At 72.7% G+C, this 16,199-nt stretch carries 17 protein-coding genes and 2 pseudogenes; 4 read left to right on the forward strand and 15 right to left on the reverse strand.

The annotated features are described in order from the left end of the window. Window positions 1–9: 9 nt before the first annotated feature. The gene (locus BMZ25_RS07685; RefSeq protein ID WP_092691404.1) at window positions 10–1,617 is read right to left on the reverse strand and encodes an acyl-CoA dehydrogenase family protein; all 1,608 of its coding nucleotides are present in this window, start codon (window positions 1,615–1,617) and stop codon (window positions 10–12) included. A gap of 133 nt (window positions 1,618–1,750) precedes the next feature. Here BMZ25_RS07685 and BMZ25_RS07690 point away from each other — a divergent pair, with 133 nt between their 5' ends. The 3 genes from BMZ25_RS07690 to BMZ25_RS07700 all read left to right on the forward strand — a co-directional run bounded on the left by BMZ25_RS07690 (window position 1,751) and on the right by BMZ25_RS07700 (window position 4,367). Continuing rightward, complete coding sequence (locus BMZ25_RS07690; RefSeq protein WP_092691407.1) at window positions 1,751–2,053, forward strand: FtsB family cell division protein; 303 nt, start codon at window positions 1,751–1,753, stop codon at window positions 2,051–2,053. A 68-nt stretch (window positions 2,054–2,121) separates the two neighbouring features. Then, on the forward strand, window positions 2,122–3,099 hold the full coding sequence (locus BMZ25_RS07695) for a thiamine pyrophosphate-dependent enzyme (RefSeq protein WP_092691410.1): 978 nt from the start codon (window positions 2,122–2,124) through the stop codon (window positions 3,097–3,099). After that, window positions 3,096–4,367: a transketolase C-terminal domain-containing protein gene (locus tag BMZ25_RS07700; RefSeq protein WP_092691412.1), complete on the forward strand. Its 1,272-nt coding sequence runs from the start codon at window positions 3,096–3,098 to the stop codon at window positions 4,365–4,367. The genes BMZ25_RS07695 and BMZ25_RS07700 overlap by 4 nt, the downstream gene beginning before the upstream one ends. Window positions 4,368–4,374: 7 nt before the next feature. Here BMZ25_RS07700 and cysE read toward each other — a convergent pair whose 3' ends face one another. Further along, on the reverse strand, window positions 4,375–5,184 hold the full coding sequence (cysE, locus tag BMZ25_RS07705; protein ID WP_092691414.1) for a serine O-acetyltransferase: 810 nt from the start codon (window positions 5,182–5,184) through the stop codon (window positions 4,375–4,377). A 67-nt stretch (window positions 5,185–5,251) separates the two neighbouring features. On the opposite strand from cysE, the gene BMZ25_RS07710 reads away from it, so the two are divergent. After that, complete coding sequence (locus BMZ25_RS07710; RefSeq protein ID WP_092691418.1) at window positions 5,252–5,590, forward strand: TraR/DksA C4-type zinc finger protein; 339 nt, start codon at window positions 5,252–5,254, stop codon at window positions 5,588–5,590. A 7-nt stretch (window positions 5,591–5,597) separates the two neighbouring features. On the opposite strand, the gene BMZ25_RS21420 is transcribed toward BMZ25_RS07710, so the two are convergent. The 13 genes and pseudogenes from BMZ25_RS21420 to BMZ25_RS07770 all read right to left on the reverse strand — a co-directional run. Beyond that, the gene (locus tag BMZ25_RS21420; RefSeq protein ID WP_456243231.1) at window positions 5,598–8,153 is read right to left on the reverse strand and encodes a baseplate multidomain protein megatron; all 2,556 of its coding nucleotides are present in this window, start codon (window positions 8,151–8,153) and stop codon (window positions 5,598–5,600) included. Between the two features lie 36 nt (window positions 8,154–8,189). After that, window positions 8,190–9,989: pseudogene (locus BMZ25_RS21425) on the reverse strand (baseplate multidomain protein megatron); the annotation flags it as partial. Further along, the gene (locus BMZ25_RS07720) at window positions 9,989–10,429 is read right to left on the reverse strand and encodes a C40 family peptidase (protein ID WP_092691423.1); all 441 of its coding nucleotides are present in this window, start codon (window positions 10,427–10,429) and stop codon (window positions 9,989–9,991) included. The pseudogene BMZ25_RS21425 and the gene BMZ25_RS07720, both read right to left, overlap by 1 nt. After that, the gene (locus tag BMZ25_RS07725; RefSeq protein WP_092691425.1) at window positions 10,426–11,301 is read right to left on the reverse strand and encodes a DUF2163 domain-containing protein; all 876 of its coding nucleotides are present in this window, start codon (window positions 11,299–11,301) and stop codon (window positions 10,426–10,428) included. Before BMZ25_RS07725 ends, BMZ25_RS07720 begins: the two co-directional genes overlap by 4 nt. Next, window positions 11,298–11,930, reverse strand: coding sequence for a DUF2460 domain-containing protein (locus BMZ25_RS07730; RefSeq protein WP_092691428.1), 633 nt, complete (start codon window positions 11,928–11,930; stop codon window positions 11,298–11,300). The genes BMZ25_RS07725 and BMZ25_RS07730 overlap by 4 nt, the downstream gene beginning before the upstream one ends. 10 nt (window positions 11,931–11,940) lie before the next feature. Beyond that, the gene (locus tag BMZ25_RS07735; protein WP_092691431.1) at window positions 11,941–12,591 is read right to left on the reverse strand and encodes a phage tail tape measure protein; all 651 of its coding nucleotides are present in this window, start codon (window positions 12,589–12,591) and stop codon (window positions 11,941–11,943) included. Then, window positions 12,578–12,775: a rcc01693 family protein gene (locus tag BMZ25_RS07740; protein WP_092691436.1), complete on the reverse strand. Its 198-nt coding sequence runs from the start codon at window positions 12,773–12,775 to the stop codon at window positions 12,578–12,580. The genes BMZ25_RS07735 and BMZ25_RS07740 overlap by 14 nt, the downstream gene beginning before the upstream one ends. After that, entirely contained in the window at window positions 12,768–13,088 is a 321-nt protein-coding gene (locus BMZ25_RS07745) for a gene transfer agent family protein (RefSeq protein ID WP_092691442.1), read from the reverse strand. The genes BMZ25_RS07740 and BMZ25_RS07745 overlap by 8 nt, the downstream gene beginning before the upstream one ends. Further along, window positions 13,088–13,501 (reverse strand): phage major tail protein, TP901-1 family, encoded by a 414-nt coding sequence (locus tag BMZ25_RS07750; RefSeq protein WP_092691445.1) that lies wholly within the window; start codon window positions 13,499–13,501, stop codon window positions 13,088–13,090. Before BMZ25_RS07750 ends, BMZ25_RS07745 begins: the two co-directional genes overlap by 1 nt. An 18-nt stretch (window positions 13,502–13,519) precedes the next feature. Continuing rightward, window positions 13,520–13,930 (reverse strand): DUF3168 domain-containing protein, encoded by a 411-nt coding sequence (locus BMZ25_RS07755; RefSeq protein ID WP_092691450.1) that lies wholly within the window; start codon window positions 13,928–13,930, stop codon window positions 13,520–13,522. Next, window positions 13,927–14,265, reverse strand: a complete 339-nt coding sequence (locus BMZ25_RS07760) for a head-tail adaptor protein (protein WP_092691456.1) — start codon at window positions 14,263–14,265, stop codon at window positions 13,927–13,929. The genes BMZ25_RS07755 and BMZ25_RS07760 overlap by 4 nt, the downstream gene beginning before the upstream one ends. After that, window positions 14,262–14,858, reverse strand: coding sequence for a head-tail connector protein (locus BMZ25_RS07765; RefSeq protein ID WP_092691462.1), 597 nt, complete (start codon window positions 14,856–14,858; stop codon window positions 14,262–14,264). Before BMZ25_RS07765 ends, BMZ25_RS07760 begins: the two co-directional genes overlap by 4 nt. Before the next feature lie 146 nt (window positions 14,859–15,004). Next, window positions 15,005–16,195, reverse strand: a pseudogene (locus tag BMZ25_RS07770) (phage major capsid protein); the annotation flags it as partial. Window positions 16,196–16,199: the final 4 nt, after the last annotated feature.

Consider the following 16,199-nt stretch of genomic DNA (forward strand, 5'->3'; position numbering starts at 1 on the left):
AGAGGCGGGTCAGGCCGGCGGCGCGAGGCGGGCGAGGAGGCTGTCCGTCGAGAGGCCGGTGACGGTGCCGGGCGTGAGCGGGCGGTGGGTCAGGCGCGCGCGGACGTAGCTGTCGGCGATGTCGGGGGTGTCGGGCGCTAGGATCGCTGCGGCGAGGAGATGGGCGGTCTCTTCGGCGAAGGCGCGGGCGGCGGCCTCGTCCGGGCCGTCGCGCCAGCGGTCGCGGTAGGCCGCGAGGGCGGCATCGTAGGCCCGGCTGGCGCCGGCGGGAGCGGCCAGTTCGCGCTCGAGCGCGGCGCGGGCGTCGGGATCGCGCGACAGCGTGCGCAGGATGTCGAGGCAGATGACGTTGCCCGAGCCTTCCCAGATGCCGTTCAGCGGCGCCTCGCGGTAGAGCATGGGCAGCGGCGTGTCGGCGACGTATCCCATGCCGCCCAGCACCTCCATCGCCTCGGCGATCACGGTGGGGCAGCGCTTGTTCGACAGGTATTTCGCCAGCGCCACGGCGATCCGGGCGAAGGGACGCTCGGCGGGGTCGTCGAAGGCGCGGGCGGTGCGGAAGGCCAGCGCCGCCGCGCCCTCGAGATCGAGTGCGAGGTCGGCCAGCACGCTGCGCATCAACGGCTGGTCCACCAGCCGGCGCTGGAAGGCGCGGCGGCCCGAGACCCAGCGCATGGCCTCAGCCAGCGCGGCGCGCATCAGGCCCGCGGGCGCCATCGCGGTGTCGAGGCGGGTGTGGTGGACCATCTCGATGATCGTGCGCACGCCCGCGCCCTCGTCGCCCAGGCGGTGGGCCACGGCGCCGTGATACTCGATCTCGGCGGAAGCGTTGGCGCGGTTGCCGAGCTTGTCCTTGAGCCGCATCAGGTGGATCGCGTTGCGCCCCTCCTCGAGCCAGCGGGGCACCAGGAAACAGGTCAGACCGCCCGGCGCCTGCGCCAGCGTCAGGAAGCCGTCGGACATCGGAGCGGAGCAGAACCACTTGTGCCCGGTCAGGCGATAGGCGCCGTCGGCGGGTTCGGCCCGCGTGGTGTTGGCGCGCACGTCCGAGCCGCCCTGCTTTTCGGTCATCGCCATGCCGAGCGTCGCCGCGGTCTTCTCGGCCACCGGCGCCACCGCGGGATCGTAGGCCGCCGCCGTGAGCCGCGGGCGCCAGAGCGCGGCGAGGCCGGGATCGGCCTCGAGGGCGGGCACTGAGGCGTAGGTCATCGTCATCGGGCAGCAGGTGCCCGGCTCGACCTGGCTGTGCAGGTAGACCATCGCGGCGTGGGTGGCGTGCCCGCCCGCCGCGCCGCGCCACGGCAGCGCGGCGTATCCCGCCCCGAGGCCCAGCCGCAGCAGGCTGTGGTAGCCGGCGGGAAAGCGCACCTCGTCGAGCCGCCGCCCGCCCCGGTCGAAGGTCTTCAGCTCGGGGCCCGTCCTCTCGGCCTCGCGCGCGGCCTCGGCCATCTGCGCGGTGCCGAGCGCGCGGGCATGGGCGGAGAGCAGGCCCGCTTCCGCGCCGGCGGCACCGGCGGCGGCGCGCAGGATCGGGTCTTCGGCCCAGAGATCGCGGTCGCCGGGCTCGTCGGGCTGGTTCTCGACCTCGTGGGTCGGCAGGCGGTCCCGCGGAAGCATGGGGCGAGGCTAGCGCGGCGGGCGGGCGGCTGGAAAGCCCGTGCGTGGCGTCACTTGGCGATTCACAAGCGCCCGCGGGTGTGGCATCATACCGCCACAGCCGCGCGGAAAGACGCGGCCCGAGAGGCAGAGCATGACCAAGTCCACAGGCCGTCCCGCGATCGGCACCGTCATCTATTTTGCGCTGGCCTTCGTGCTGGGCATGTATTTCACCTATGCCAGCGTGCAGGGCAATTACGGGCTGTTCCGCCGCATCCAGATCGAGGCCGAGATCGACGCGCTCTCGGCCGACCTCGCGCGGCTGGAAGGCGAGGTCGCCGTCCTGCAGAACAAGACGCGGCGGCTGTCGGACGCCTACCTGGACCTCGACCTGCTGGACGAGCAGGTGCGCGACGTGCTCGGCATGGTGCGCTCGGACGAGGTCGTGCTGCGCTGAGCCTTCCCATCGTTCCCGGGATGTGGGACGCTACCCCTCCACGGGAGCGGACCGGGGAGGACACGATCATGTCGGGCGATCCCGCAGCGGTGGCGGACACGACGGAGGCGGCGCTCGCGCTCTACCGGACGATGGCGCTGATCCGCCGTTTCGAGGAGAAGGCCGGGCAGCTCTACGGGCTGGGCCTGATCGGCGGCTTCTGCCATCTGAGCATCGGACAGGAAGCGGTGTCGGCGGGGCTGGGCGCGGCGGCGCGGCCCGGCGACACGCGGCTGGCCGGGCGGCGGGGCCACGGGCACATGCTGGCCGCCGGGATCCCGCCCGAGGCACTGATGGCCGAGTTGCTTGGCCGCGAGACGGGACTCTGCGGCGGTCGGGCCGGATCGCTGCACGTCGTCTCCCCGGCCCATGGCTATCACTCCGGCCACGGGCTGATCGGGGCGCAGATCCCGCTCGCCGCCGGGCTGGCTCTGGCGCATCGCAGCCGCGAGGATGCCGGCGTGACCTTCGCCGTGTTCGGCGACCGGGCCGCCGACCAGGGGCGCCTCGACGAGAGCCTGGCCCTGGCCGTCCGGCTGGCCCTGCCTGTCGTCTACGTGCTCGAGACCAACCGTGAGAGCGCCGAGGCCGCGGCAACCCGCGCGCGCGTCGCCGCCCGCGCCGAGCTGCACGGCATTCCGTCCCGCGAGGTCGACGGCATGGATGCCCGCGCGGTGGCTGCGGCGGCGGAAAAGGCCGCAGAGCGGGCGCGACGCGGACGGGGTCCGTCGCTGATCGCGGCGCGGACCTATCGCTATCGCGGTCACGCCATGGGCGACACCGACCGCGCCCGCAGCCGCGACGAACAGCGCCGCGTCCGTGCCCGGCACGATCCGCTCGATCTTCTGCGCGAGGCGCTGATCGGGGACGGCGCCGCCGAGGCCGCACAGCTCCGCGCCATCGAGACCGAGGCGCGCGACCGGGTCGCCGCCGCCGCCGAGGCCGCGAGGGCGGCCCCCGAGGCCGGCGCCGCCGTGACCGCGGCTCGAACCGGGGCGCCCGTATGACCCCCGAGGCGCTGCGCATCCCCGCCCCCGAACCGGGCGTCGCGCGGGTCACGCTGTCGCGCTGGCTGGTCCGCGAGGGCGATGTCGTGCGCGCCGGTGACGTGATCGCCGAGATCGTCGGAGACACCATCGTGCGCGAGATCGAGGCGCTGCAATCGGGGCGCATCGGGCGCATCCTCGTCGCCGCCGGCACGCGCGACGTGGCCGTCGACACCGCCATCGCGATCATCGACCCGACAGGGGCCGGCAACGACGCCGCCCCGCCAGCCGCCGAACAGCGCACCGGCGAGACGCCACGCGGCGCCACCTATCGCCACGCCATCGGCACCGCCCTACGCGGCGCGATGGAGGCGGACCCGGCGCTTCTCTACCTTGCACGGCCGCCGGAACAGGGCGGTGCGCGGCTGGCCGGAGAGCTGCGCGACGCGTTCGGCCATGCCCGCGTGATCGACCCCGGCAGCGGCGCCGAACCGGCGCTGGGGCTGGCGGTGGGTGCCGCGCTCGGGGGGCAGCGGGTGGTGATCGACATCGGGCGCTTCGCGGATATCTACGGCGCGCTGGAACAGGTGCTGCACGTGGCGGCCAAGACCGGACCGCTGTCGGGCGACCGGGCCACCTGCCCGCTGGTGATCCGCGGCGTGCACGGGCCCGCGGGCCGTCTCGGCGGGGTGCATGGGCAGGACGTCGCGGCACTGATGGCGGCGGCGCCGGGCCTCACCGTGGTTGCCCCGTCCGAGCCCGCCGACGCCCGCGCGCTGATGGAGGCCGCCATCGCCTCGGACACGCCGGTGATCTTTCTGGAGAGCGAGACGCTCTTTGCCCGCGGCTGCGACGGCGGCACGCGGCCGGACCGGCCCCGCCGGATCGGCGAGGCGCGCATCGTCCGGACCGGGCGCGACGTCACGCTCGTAGGTTTTGGCGCGGCAATGCCAACGACCCTCTCGGCGGCCGAGCGTCTGGACGCCGAAGGCTTTGCGGCCGAGGTCATCGACCTTGGCACCCTGCGACCGCTGGACCTTGCCACCGTCACCGACAGCGTGCGCCGCACGGGCCGCTGCGTGACGGTCGAGCATGGCCCCTCGCAGGGCGGGATCGGCGCCTACATCGCCGCCCGGGTGACGCAAGCCGCCTTCGCCGACCTCGCCGCGCCGGTCGAGACATGCGCGGGGGCGGACACCCCCTGCCCCTATGCCGAGGCGCTCGAAGCGGCGAGCGTACCTACGACGGCCGACATCGTCGCCGCCGTCCGCCGCACGCGCGGCACCTGACGCCGGTTCAGGTCTTGCTGAGAAACAGCTGATCCATGCTCGTCGCCGGCTGGCTGCACCCGGCCTCGCCGACGATCCGCGCCGGAACACCGGCGACGGTCTTTTTCGGCGGCACGTTCTCCAGCACCACCGACCCCGCGGCGATGCGGGTGCAGGCGCCGATTTCGATGTTGCCCAGGACCTTCGCGCCCGCCCCGATCAGGACGCCGTCGCCGATCTTGGGATGACGGTCGTGGTCTTCCTTGCCGGTGCCGCCCAGCGTGACCGAGTGCAGCATCGAGACGTTGTCGCCCACCACCGCCGTCTCGCCGACGACGATCGAATGGGCGTGGTCGATCATGATTCCGCGGCCGATCCTGGCGGCGGGATGGATGTCGACGCCATAGACCTCGCTCACGCGCATCTGAATGAAATACGCCAGGTCGTGCCGCCCCTGCTCCCACAGCCAGTGCCCCAGCCGATAGGCCTGCACGGCCTGGAAACCCTTGAAGTACAGCAGCGGCTGCAGCAGCCGGTGGCAGGCCGGGTCGCGCTCGTAGACGGCCACGATGTCGGCCCGCGCCGCCGCGCCCAGCGCGGGGTCGGTGTTATAGCCCTCGTCCGCGATCTCGCGCAGGATCTGCTCGGACATCTCGCCCGAGGCGAGCTTCAGCGACACCCGGTAGGCCAGCGCGCGCTCCAGCGTCGCGTGGTGCAGGATCGACGAGTGGACAAGCCCGCCCAGCAGGGGTTCGGCCTGCACCGCGTCCTCGGCCTCCTGCAGAATGCGCGACCAGACCGGGTCGAGCTCGGCGATTTTCGTGCGGGCATCGGCCATGGCGCATCCTTTTCGTGGCTGTCGCGGTTTACACCAGATAGGCACGGGTGCGAAAGATCCAACGATCATGTTCACCGAAGACCGCCTCGCAGAATTCGCCCGCGCGATTGACGCCGCCGAAGCGGCGCTCGACGACGAGGACCGTCGCGGCGGCGAGGGCCAGCGCCCGGTCGAACTCGACCAGCAGTCCATGGGCCGGCTCAGCCGCATGGACGCGTTGCAGCAGCAGGCGCTGGCACAGGCCGGCCAGCGGCGCCGCGACGCCATGCGCACCCGCCTGCAGGCCGCCCGCCGACGGATCGAAAGCGCCGAGTTCGGCTATTGCACCGAATGTGGCGACGAGATCGCCGAAGACCGGCTCGCCTTCGATCCGACGATCCTGCGCTGCCGCGACTGCATGGGCTGACCGCCATTCACTCCGGGACCGTCAGGCGCGCCGCTGGTCCGGACCCGTAGGTCTCGGACACCTGCGCCACCTCGATAGACAGCGGGCCGGGTGACGGCGACGCCAGCCGCCAGAGCGGCGCGGTCACCGTCTCTTCTGCGACGATCGCGCCGTCGCTCAGCGCCCGCACGAGGTACAGCTCGCGTCCCTCGCCCAATGGCACATCCAGCCCGTCCCAGCTGTCGCCTTCGACCCGCGCGCGCCGGACCCAGCGGACGACCAACTCATCGCCGTCGCGCGCGGCGGACAGATGCACCGGGGCATAGGGCCGCAGGCCCACCCCCGCGAACGTCCGCTCGACACTGACGTAGCTGTCGTGCCCTAGCGGCTGCCGCGACGGCCCGATCCGGTAGACCCGCCGCGTGCCCCGCGCCGCCGGGGCCAGACGGATCTGCCGCAGTCGCTCGTCCAGCAGAACCACGCAACTGCCCGCCGGCCAGACCTCGGGCATCACGCCGTCGGTCCCGAGTTGCCCGCGCAACCTCAGCGACAGGTCATAACGGTCGGGACCGGCCACGTCGGCCTCGGCGAACTGGAACACCTCCCACAGGTCGTCCTCGCCACTGCCGATCGCCACACCGTTCGCACCGGCCAGCAATCGCTCCCACGACACCGACAGCGGCGCACCGTGCCACATCCGCACCCGCAGCGGCGCCCCCCGGTCCACCACGCCGCTCGCCGCGCGATGCAGCGGTGTTTCCGTCACGCCCACCGCCGCCTGCCGTTCGATCACCGCGTTCAGCCCGAAGCCGTCACCAGACGCCGAGTCGTACAGCGCCGCCCCGCCGGACCAAGGCCGCGCCGTCATCGCCACATGCGGCGCGTGCGGCGCCTCGTTCCCCGTCAGCAGCGGCAGGTCCAGGAACACCGCCCGCACCGGCCCCGCCGCGACATGGCGGGACACACGGGCGGGTGCCTCCTCGGCATGGCGCGGGCGGTAGACCTCCGGGTCGATCCGTTGCGCCTCGATCAGGGCGTGCTCCGTCAACTCCACCCGGTCGATGCGATAGCGCTCTCCCTCCAGCCCGACGACGTCACCCGCGCCCAGCGCGGTCCGCGACGGCGGCAGGGCCAGCCGCACCCTGTCGCGCGCCACGTGGGTCTCAGAGAGCCAGCGCTCCGCCGCGCCCGTCGCCTCGCCCTCGGTCAGAACCAAGGGCAGGTCGGTGCGCGCGACCATCCGCGCCGCGCGTCCCGGCAACACGGCCTCCGACACGGCCGGCGCGAAGTCCCTGCCCTCGCCGAGATACCCGATCTGCACCCTATCGCCCGTCTCGACCTCGGCGCTCCGCACCTGCTCGACCGCCCCGTCCAGCTCGTCCGTCACCGCCAGGTCGTCCCCCGAAAGGACGGCATCCACCCGCCCGTTCCGGCTTTGGAACCGCAGCAGGCCGTCGCGCTCCACCGCATCGAACCCGTAGGCCAGCATCAAGGGTTGCAGGACATTGCGCCCCCCGGTCACCTCGTCCACCGCATAGCCGCGCACCAGCCCCCACAGCCGCGTCACGTCGACCGAGCCGACGCCGGCGGCCGCACAGGTCTCCTCCACTACGCTCGCCAGCGCCCGCGCCCCGGCGCGCCCTGGCAGCCAGTGACCGCGCGTCCAGTTCGCGGTATCGGCCCACAGCTCGGGCGTGCCCGGGAACCACGGATAGGGCCGCGCGTCCCACGCCCAGGCATGGGCGCGCTCCAACGGCACCATCGGCCCGCCGTAGACATCCGACACCGGGTTGTTGCTCGGATCGCTCCAGAACCCGGTCACGGCCCGCAGGTATTGCAGCTGCAGGAAATCGTCGCGCCGGCCGGTGGAGTGATGGGGCAACGCCGATACCGAGGATTTCGGATCGAAGAACACGTTCGGCTGGTTCGTGCCCTTGTCCACCGCCGGACACCCGAACTCGGTGAACCAGATCGGCTTCGAGCGGGGCTCCCACTCGGTCCGCTTCGCCCGCCGGGCCCCGCCTATCCGCTCGTGATGCGGTCGGCTCCACCAGTTGCGGATATCCTTGTAACGAAAGATCCACGGCTCTTCCGGCCGCACCGTCTCGACCGCCCCCCGCGCCAGCGACAACGTCCCGCCCTCCGGCGCGGGCCAATCGCCCAGCGGCTCGTCGTCCACCGCCACGTGGCCCGACAGCCAGCCGCCCGCAGGCCCGTCGGACCAGACCGACCCGCCCAGCGCACCGGCCAGCTCGGCCTCGCCCGCCAGCGTGCCGTCGACCCACAGCCGCACGCCCCCCGGCGCGGCGGGCCGCGCCTCGATTGTCAGGCGATGCACGTCTCCGTCGAAGGGCAGCCCCGCAACCGGCACCTCGACCACCGCCACATCCGTGCCGGCCTCCAGCGCCCCGGCGCGCAACCGCACCTTTCCGTCCCGCACGCCCAGCCACAGACCGGCCCCCTCGCCGGCCGTGCTCAGCAACGCGGCATCGACCGGCGCCTCCGGCAACCGCACCGAGCCGCTCAGCGTCACCGTGCGCCCCCGCGCGCCCGCGCCAAGCCCCGCGAAGGGCCCCGGCGGCACGGTCTCGTCCGCCTCCCGCTCGATCAGCAGCGTCGCGCCGTCGATGATCGGCGTCCGCGCCTGCGCCGCCCGCGCGGCATCAGTCGGATAGTACCAGTCGTATCCCTCGCCCCCCGCGATATTGACGGACAGGTAGTCGAGGTCATGGATCGCCCCGGCGGCGGCATCGGCGTGATCCTCGCCCTCGCGCCAATCCGAGAGCGGCATGTAATTGTCGATCCCCACGAAATCGATCGCTTCGTCCGCCCACAGGGGATCGAGGTGATAGAACACGTCGCCCGATCCGTCCTGAGGCTGATAGCCGAAATATTCCGACCAGTCGGCGGCATAGCCGATCTTCACCTCAGGCCCGAGGATCGCGCGCACGTCCGCCGCAAGCCGGCGCAGCTCCGTCACCGCCGGAAAGCTGTCCACCGCCCCGCGTATCCCCGTCAGCCCCCGCATCTCGGAACCGATGCAGAACGCGTCCACGCCCCCCACCTGTGCGCACAGATGGGCATAGTGCAGGATGAACCGGCGATAGCTCCAGCCGTCCGCCCCCTCGTAGCGGATTGTGTCGGTCTCGGGAACGAACGCCTCCCGCTCCGCCGTGCCGAAGAACGCCGCCACCTCCTGCGCCGCCGCGGCGCTGCGGTCGGGCGAGCCGTCGCGCCCCGGCGCCACCGACAGGGTGATCCGCCCCCGCCACGGCAGCGCAGGCTGCTCGGCACCGCCGTAGGGATCGGGCAGACCGTTCCCCGCCAGCGGCTCCATCAGCAGGAAGGGATAGAACATCACGTGCTGCCCCGCCTCGCGCAGCGCCTCGATCGCCTCGATCACCGCGCGGTCCGCGGGCGTGCCGCCATAGACCGGCCCCGCCGCACCCCGCGGCACGACACCCGCAGCCGCGCGGTCCACGCCCGAGACGCGCCAGGCCATCTGCGCGCCGTCCGTTGCGTCCTGTTCGACCTTGGGCGCGATCTCGCAGGTACCGCAACGCAGGTCGCTGCCGAACCACGACACGACCAGCGCCGTGCTCCCGCATCCCGGCAACTCCTGCGTCAGGGCCTCCACCGACACGGCGAAGTCGGTCTTGCCCAGGGGCGTGTTGACGTTGGCCGACCGGCTGATCCCCGGCCCGTCCTCGTAGCGCACCGGCGTCGTCGCCAGGGCGTATTCGCCGGTGCCGGGGATCATCGCGACGCCCTGCACCACGTCGGCCATGTCGCGGCCGACACCTCCGGTGCGGATCACCTCGAACGAGAATTGCGGCACCCGGTTGCCATAGGGCGACAAGTCCAGGTCCTCGAACACGACATAGGCCGTGCCGCGATAGGCCGGGGCATTCGCTGCCCCCTCGACCGCCGCGATCTTGGGATCGGGAAGCTGCCCGTCATCTCCGTCATAGACCCGCATCGTCAGCGTGTCCTGTTCGACCTCGGCCCCGTCGGCCCAGATCCGCCCCACGCGCGAAATGGGACCCTCGCCCAGCGCAACCGCCAGGCTGACCGAATAGCCGTACTCGGTCACCGCCGGGGCACGTCCGGCACCCTTGCCTCCGCCATGGGTCGTCTCGGTCTCGAGGAACCGCGAAGCCCAGATCACGTGACCCGCCACTCGCGGCCGGCCGTGCAGGCGCGGCACCGCCGCCCCCTCGCCGGCCCCGGTCAGCCGCAGGCGGTCCAACCGCCCGGTCTCGACCGGAGCCGAGCCGCTGCCCAGAAGCGTCTGGTCGATCACGCGCCCCACGGTCGCGCCCACCGCGCGCCCCAGCATGGCCGAGCTCACGCCCAGCACGCCGCCGCCGACCGACGCGCCAACGGCGCTCCCCAGACCGGACAGAACCAGTGTCGCCATCACGTCTCTCCCACAGGAAACCGGAACCGGGCCACGATCCGCCGTTGCCACGGATGGCTCAGCGGACTTTCGACCACGCCATGCCCGGAATAGGCGTGGATCACGCTCGCGCAGGGGGCACCTTCGCCCACGATGCCCAGATGCTTGGCGACGCCGCCCGCGCGCAGGCGGAACAGCAGCACGTCGCCCGGCGCCGGCGGTCCCGGCGGCAGGGCGACGAGGTGGCGGCGCGCGGCCTCCCACAGCGTCTCTTCCCGCGCCGCCTCGGACCAGTCGGGGCCATAGGGCGGCACCGCCACCGGTTCGGTCCCCAGCAGCACACGCCACACGCCCCGCACCAGGCCCAGGCAATCCGCCCCCACCCCCGGCACGGACGCCTGGTGGCGATAGGGCGTACCGATCCAGCGCCGCGCCTCGGCCACGACCCGCGCGCCGCTCATCGCGCCCGGCTCCCGACGTCGACGCGATCGGCGCGGGCGGGATGCACCATCAGCCAGTCCTCGCTCGGCAGATGCGGAAAGCCGCGGAAGTTCAGGAGGTTGCCGAACCGGTCGCGGCAGGTGCCAGGACTCTTGTCGCAGCCGACCTCCAGCCGCACCCGGTCGCCCACCGCCAGGCCGGGCAACGCATCCCACAGGACCAGCTCGCGCAGACCGTCGCCCGCGCGGTCGATCTTCACCCGTCGCGACACGCCCTCCGCCATGCCCGACAGCGCCACGACGCGCCCGCCCTCGAACCAGCCCTCCGCGACAGCGGCGACGGGGCGCACATGCAACCGCCACCCCTCCTCCACCGCCTCGAGCGTCCGTTCCGCCGACCGGCCCTCGGCGCCCAGGTCCACGCCGCAGGCCGCGTCACCCAGCACCGCACCGCAGCGCCGCTGGAAAATCCGGCCCTGCGGCTGGTTCAGCGCCTCGGTCAGCCCGCGCAGCTCGGCGCGAAAGGCACCGCCCGCGCGGGTGATCTCGCCAAGCGTGCCCCGGAATAGGCAGCGCCGCATCTCCGCATCCGCCCAGTTCACCTGCCACACCTCGACGCCGCAGCCATCGTAGCGCCCCGCGCGGATGTCCTCCTCCCGCAAGCCCTCGGCGCTCAGAACGCCCTCGGCCTCGCTGTTGTCGACCGACAGCCCCGTACCCTGCGCCAACGCCAGCCCGCTCAGCCCGCCCTGCGGCGCGAAGACCGCGCCGTCGAAGTGCACCGGCTGGTCGTGGTCGGTAAAGCCCAGCGTCATCCCGTCCCGCCGCACCAGCCGCCAGCAGCGGCAGAGCGTCGTGACACCGCCCGCGAGATGCGTCTCCAGCGCGCTCATACCCGCACCTCGACCACCGGAACCGAGGGCACCTCGCCCGCCTCGAAGCTCGCCAGCGAGGTCTGCACCGTGTCGGCATCGAACCGCACCGGCACGTCGAACTCGAACCCCGCCGTCACCGCGTCGCCCAAGGGCGGCGCGACCTCCAGCGTCACCCGTCCCGCCGCCGGATCGACCGAGAAATGCACCCCCTCGCGCAGCTCCAGCCCACCGACGCCGACGCGCACCGTGCCCGCCACCGGCTTGCGGACCGGCCGGGCATAGCTCTCCTGCCCCGAGCGATAGGTCTTGCACAGCTGGAACACGGTCGTCGTCCCGTCGCCGCGCCCGATCACCTGGTCCTCGAAATCGACCCGCGCCGAGGGCAGGCACGACTTGTAGTCGCTCCAGTCCTTCCAGCGGAATCCGTGCAACTGCCCGCGCCGCGCCTCGAAGAAGGCGACCAGCGCCGCCAGGTCATCCTGCGAGCGCATGGCCACGCCCGCGTCATAGCGGCGCCTTGCATGCTCCCACGGCGTGTTGCGCTCTTCGAACCCGTTGGCCAGCGTCACGATCTCGGTCCGCCGCTGCGGCCCCCCGACCGAGCCAAAGCTCAGGGCCGCGGGAAATCTCACCTCATGGAAACTCATATCTTCTCCCTCAGCGGTTTCTCTGGCCGCGCGAAAGCGCCCGGCCCATCTGCGCCGCGATCTGGCTGTGACTGCGGCGAAAGCTCTCGGCGTCGCGGGTCGCGACGTTGACGACCACCTGCACCGGCCGGCCGCCGCCCCCCGCCTGCACGCCCAGCCGGCCGTCGGCGCCCCGCGCCAGCGGCAGGATCGCCTCGGGACCGGCCTCGCCCATCAGGCCCGTGCCGCCGCGCATCGGGAACGCGACCGGCCCCGACACCACACCGCCCGTCGCAAAGGGCCGCACCCGGCCCTGCGCGAACCCGGCCCCGTCCGCGAACGGCATCAGCGCGCCCACGCCCTCGGCCAGCATCCCGCCCAACTGGCGCGACACCGGCTTCACCGCCGCGCGATAGGCGGTGTCGGCCATCGACTGCGCAACGCAGCGCAGCGCCTCGCTCAGCGACGCGCCGTCAAAGACCAGGTCCTCGAACGACCGCCGCAATCCCCGCGACAGGCCGCGCGACAAGGCGGTCACCTCGCGGCCGGCGCCGGCGATCTCGCCGCGCATCCGGCCCAGTTCGGCCTCGAACGCCGCCGTCACCGACCTTGCGCCGCCCATCGCCTCTTCCAGAGAGGTCAGCTGCACCTCCAGGTCGTCGATCTCGTCAGGTTCCGTCATCCGCCCCTCCTTGGTCGGGATAGGCCGCGCGCAGTTCCTCCAGCCGCGCCCGCCCAAGCGGCGCCGGCGCGCGCCCGGCCCCCAGCATCAGCGCTAGCTCCGCCGGGGTCAGCGCCCAGAACTGGTCGGGACGCAGGCCCAGGCCCGACAGCGCCACCCGCATCAGCGCGGCCCAGTCAAACATCGCCCGGCCCCGCAAAGGCCCGCGCCAACAGCGCCCCGGCCACCCGCGCCGCCTCGACCGGTCCGCCGCCGATCTCGGCGCTCAGCAGATCGCGTGGGCCTCCGCGCCAGCCGCCGCCCCGCAGGCCGGCCACGATCAGCGCCAGCACGTCGCGGGTCGAGAACCGCCCCGCCTCGAACCGCTCGACCAGGTCCATCAGCGTCCCGGCCTCCAGCGCTGCTTCCAACTCCGCCAACGCACCCAGCGTCAGCTTCGCCACCCGGCGCTCGCCATCCAGCGTCAGCGCCACCTCTCCGGCATGGGGATTGGCCATCAGAGCGCCGTGAAGCTCAGTGCCCCGGCCGAAGCCAGCGCCATCTCGTAGGTCGCCTCGCCGTCGTGGCTGCCGGCATATTCCAGCGCCGTCACCTGGAACGGCCCCTGGACGATGCCGAAATCCGGCACGATCACCTGGAAGTCGGGCGTGATCCCCTGAAAGAAGATGTCCCGCGCCCGTGCGTCGGTCGCGGTGTCCTTGAACACCCCCGAGCCCGAGATCGTCGCCGACCGCACGCCCGCGCCCGACAACAGTTCTCGCCATCCCCCCTCGCTCTCCAGCGAGGTCACCTCGACGCTCTCGGCGTTGAACGACAGCCGCGTGGCGCGCAGCCCCGCCACCGTCTCGAACTGCCCGCCCCCGGTGAGGTCGAGCTTTATCAACAAATCCTTGCCGTTCTGGGCCGCCATCTCCGCTCCTCCCGCTACTCACTCGTCATCCGTCCGCGCCCGAAAGCGCAGGTCGATCCGCCGCCGGTCCCCCGGCGACAGGCGCTGCGCCCGCGCCTGGCGGAACCACAGCCCCACCAGCCGCCCGCGCCCCAACGTCAGCGCCGCACCGGTCAGCGCATCCGACACCGCAGCCGCGGCCGCCTTGGCCGTGGCAAAGCCCGCCGCGTCGCTCTCCACGCTGATCGTCAGGTCGTGACGGGCGCCGGCCGACAGCATGTCGCCCGCCTCGCGCACCCGCTCCTCGCCGATCAGCACGAAGGTTCCCGAAAGCACCCCGGCGGGCCGGGCGTCGTGGACGGCGTCGCCCACCACCGCCCGCAGCGCCGCGTCCGCCTTCAGCCGCGCATAGACGGCCTCCTGCAACGCGCCGGCCATCGCATAGCTCATGCCGCCACCTCCTCGTCCGCATCGCACAGCAGGTACCGCCCGCGCGGGTCCGCCTCGCCCACCGCGCGGATCGCGAAACAGCGCGCCCCCTCGCGAAAGCGCTGCCCCGGCGCCGGCCGCGCGGGCGAACCCACCCGCGCGCCGCGCACCGTGATCCGCCACCGGGTCAGCCCGACCGGCCCACCGGGCGCGGCCGTCTCGCGCCCGGTCCGCCGGTCCATCGCGGCCCAGAGCACGCCCAGCGTCTCCCAGCTCTCTGACAGGCCCCCGGCGCCGTCCGGCACACCGACGCGCGCCTGCAACTCCAGCCGCCGGCTCAGATCCGGCGCACTCATGCCGCACCGCCCAGAAGGCGCACCGGGCGATATGGGCCCAGCAGGCCCTCGACCGGCCCCGGCATCGGGCGCACCTCGCCTTCGCCGTCGCCGCGCCGGGCATAGTGATGGGCGGCCAGCATCAGCACCGCCTGCGCCAGGTCGCCCGGAACGGTCTCCCACCCGGCGCCATAGCCCGCCTCGAACAGCACCTCGGCCGCGCCGCCCGTCGGGATCAACGGCAGCCGCGCGCCCGTCGCCGCCAACGCGGGCCGGTGCGCGTCCTCGGCCAGGCGGTAGCGCTCTGGCGGGACCTCCTTCACAGAGCCGTCCCGCATCCGCAAAGACACCGACACCAGCGCGGGAACCGGCGCCACCGGCAGCATCTGCCGCGCCGCGTCCCGCCAGGCCTCCACCCGCCACAGGAACCGCCGCCGCAGCACGGCCTTGCCGGTCCGCGCCTCGATCGCGGCAAGCGCCGCGCGCAGGCACGGGACCAGGACCGCGTCCTGCAGGCTGTCCTCGCCGAACCCGGTCCCCAGCCGCAGATGCGACCGAAACGCCGCCACCGGCAGAGCGGCCGGATCCACCGGCGTGTCCTCGTTCAAGATCATCTCTCAACCTCCCGTCCCTGTGTCATTCTTCGGAATTGGACGCGCGCCCCCGCGCCGCTCGGACGGAGGGATAGCTGGACGACACGGGGGTCGTTGATGCGCGCGTCCGGGGCGCCGGACCGTGGCCCGGCACCCGCCCGCGCGCCTTACTCGGCGGCGAACTTCAGAAGCTTGATCGCGGCGAAATCACTGACGTCGCCGCCGACGCGCTTGGTGGCGTAGAACAGAACATGCGGCTTGGCCGAGAACGGATCGCGCAGGATGCGCAGGTCGGGACGCTCGGCGATGGTATAGCCCTGGCCAAAATCACCGAAGGCCACCGCAAAGCTGTCGGCGGCGATGTCCGGCATGTCCTCGGCGATCAGCACCGGGTATCCCAGAAGCCGCGCGGGCTCTCCCGCCGCCAGCCCGTCGGACCACAGGAACCGCCCGTCACCGTCCTTCATCTTGCGCACCGTGCCGGCGGTCTTCGAGTTCATCACGAAGCTCGCCCCCGCCCGGTACTGCGCCCCCAGCGCATAGACCAGCTCGACCAGCGGGTCGGCGTCCTGGAACGCCCCCGCCGCGCCGGTCGGGACATAGCCGAGGTTGCCCCATTCCCAGATCGTGTCGTCCACCGTCGGATGCGTCAGGAATCCCGTCGGCTTGTCCGCCCCGTCACCAGTGACGAACGCCGCCGCCTCGGCCCGGGCGAACTTGTCCGCGATGCGCCCCGCCAGCCAGCTCTCGATGTCGAAGGCCGCGTCGTCCAGCAGCCGCTGCGAGGCCTTCGGCAGCGCCGACAGCTCGTGCAGAGGGATGACGATCCGGTCCAGCTGCGGCGTCCCGGTCTCGGTCTGGGCCCCGGTCTCGGACGACCACCCCGCGCCGACATCCGTGGTGTCGATCAGCACATCGTACGACGTCGCCTCGACCCGCACCACATTGGCCACCTGCCGCAGCGACGCGGTCGAGTGCAGGACACTCTGCACGGTCTCCGACGTCTGCGGATCGACGAGGTAACCGCCATCCCCGGCCACCGCGCTCGACAGCGCCTTGCTCTCGGTCTCGAGCCCGCGCAGCCCGTCGTCGTCGCCGTTGCGCAGATAGGCGCCAAAGGCGGCCTTGTGGCTCAGGTCAGTCTCGGCCGCGGCCGAAAGCACCGGGCGCGCGCCCGCGATACTCTTGCGATCCAGCATGGTCAGTCGCTCTTCCTGTTGTTGCATCTTATTGTGAATGTCGTCGCGAAACCTTTTGATCTCGCTCGTGAATCGCGCCATCGCGCGCATCGCCTGATGCGCGGATGCACTCCGCCCCTCCGGGGCCGTCGCCTCGGTCTCGGCCATCGCCTCTTCCTTTCGC

This window comes from Tranquillimonas rosea (genome assembly GCF_900111315.1).
Taxonomy (GTDB): domain Bacteria; phylum Pseudomonadota; class Alphaproteobacteria; order Rhodobacterales; family Rhodobacteraceae; genus Tranquillimonas; species Tranquillimonas rosea.

Bases quoted from the DNA above. Each gene is read 5' to 3' on its own strand.
- BMZ25_RS07765 (WP_092691462.1), bottom strand. From the start codon at position 14,858: ATGATCTTGAACGAGGACACGCCGGTGGATCCGGCCGCTCTGCCGGTG.
- cysE (WP_092691414.1), bottom strand. From the start codon at position 5,184: ATGGCCGATGCCCGCACGAAAATCGCCGAGCTCGACCCGGTCTGGTCG.
- BMZ25_RS07740 (WP_092691436.1), bottom strand. From the start codon at position 12,775: ATGTTTGACTGGGCCGCGCTGATGCGGGTGGCGCTGTCGGGCCTGGGC.
- BMZ25_RS07710 (WP_092691418.1), top strand. From the start codon at position 5,252: ATGTTCACCGAAGACCGCCTCGCAGAATTCGCCCGCGCGATTGACGCC.
- BMZ25_RS07760 (WP_092691456.1), bottom strand. From the start codon at position 14,265: ATGAGTGCGCCGGATCTGAGCCGGCGGCTGGAGTTGCAGGCGCGCGTC.
- BMZ25_RS07720 (WP_092691423.1), bottom strand. From the start codon at position 10,429: ATGAGCGGCGCGCGGGTCGTGGCCGAGGCGCGGCGCTGGATCGGTACG.
- BMZ25_RS07745 (WP_092691442.1), bottom strand. From the start codon at position 13,088: ATGGCCAATCCCCATGCCGGAGAGGTGGCGCTGACGCTGGATGGCGAG.
- BMZ25_RS07685 (WP_092691404.1), bottom strand. From the start codon at position 1,617: ATGCTTCCGCGGGACCGCCTGCCGACCCACGAGGTCGAGAACCAGCCC.
- BMZ25_RS07750 (WP_092691445.1), bottom strand. From the start codon at position 13,501: ATGGCGGCCCAGAACGGCAAGGATTTGTTGATAAAGCTCGACCTCACC.
- BMZ25_RS07755 (WP_092691450.1), bottom strand. From the start codon at position 13,930: ATGAGCTATGCGATGGCCGGCGCGTTGCAGGAGGCCGTCTATGCGCGG.
- BMZ25_RS07700 (WP_092691412.1), top strand. From the start codon at position 3,096: ATGACCCCCGAGGCGCTGCGCATCCCCGCCCCCGAACCGGGCGTCGCG.
- BMZ25_RS07690 (WP_092691407.1), top strand. From the start codon at position 1,751: ATGACCAAGTCCACAGGCCGTCCCGCGATCGGCACCGTCATCTATTTT.
- BMZ25_RS07725 (WP_092691425.1), bottom strand. From the start codon at position 11,301: ATGAGCGCGCTGGAGACGCATCTCGCGGGCGGTGTCACGACGCTCTGC.
- BMZ25_RS07730 (WP_092691428.1), bottom strand. From the start codon at position 11,930: ATGAGTTTCCATGAGGTGAGATTTCCCGCGGCCCTGAGCTTTGGCTCG.
- BMZ25_RS07735 (WP_092691431.1), bottom strand. From the start codon at position 12,591: ATGACGGAACCTGACGAGATCGACGACCTGGAGGTGCAGCTGACCTCT.
- BMZ25_RS07695 (WP_092691410.1), top strand. From the start codon at position 2,122: ATGTCGGGCGATCCCGCAGCGGTGGCGGACACGACGGAGGCGGCGCTC.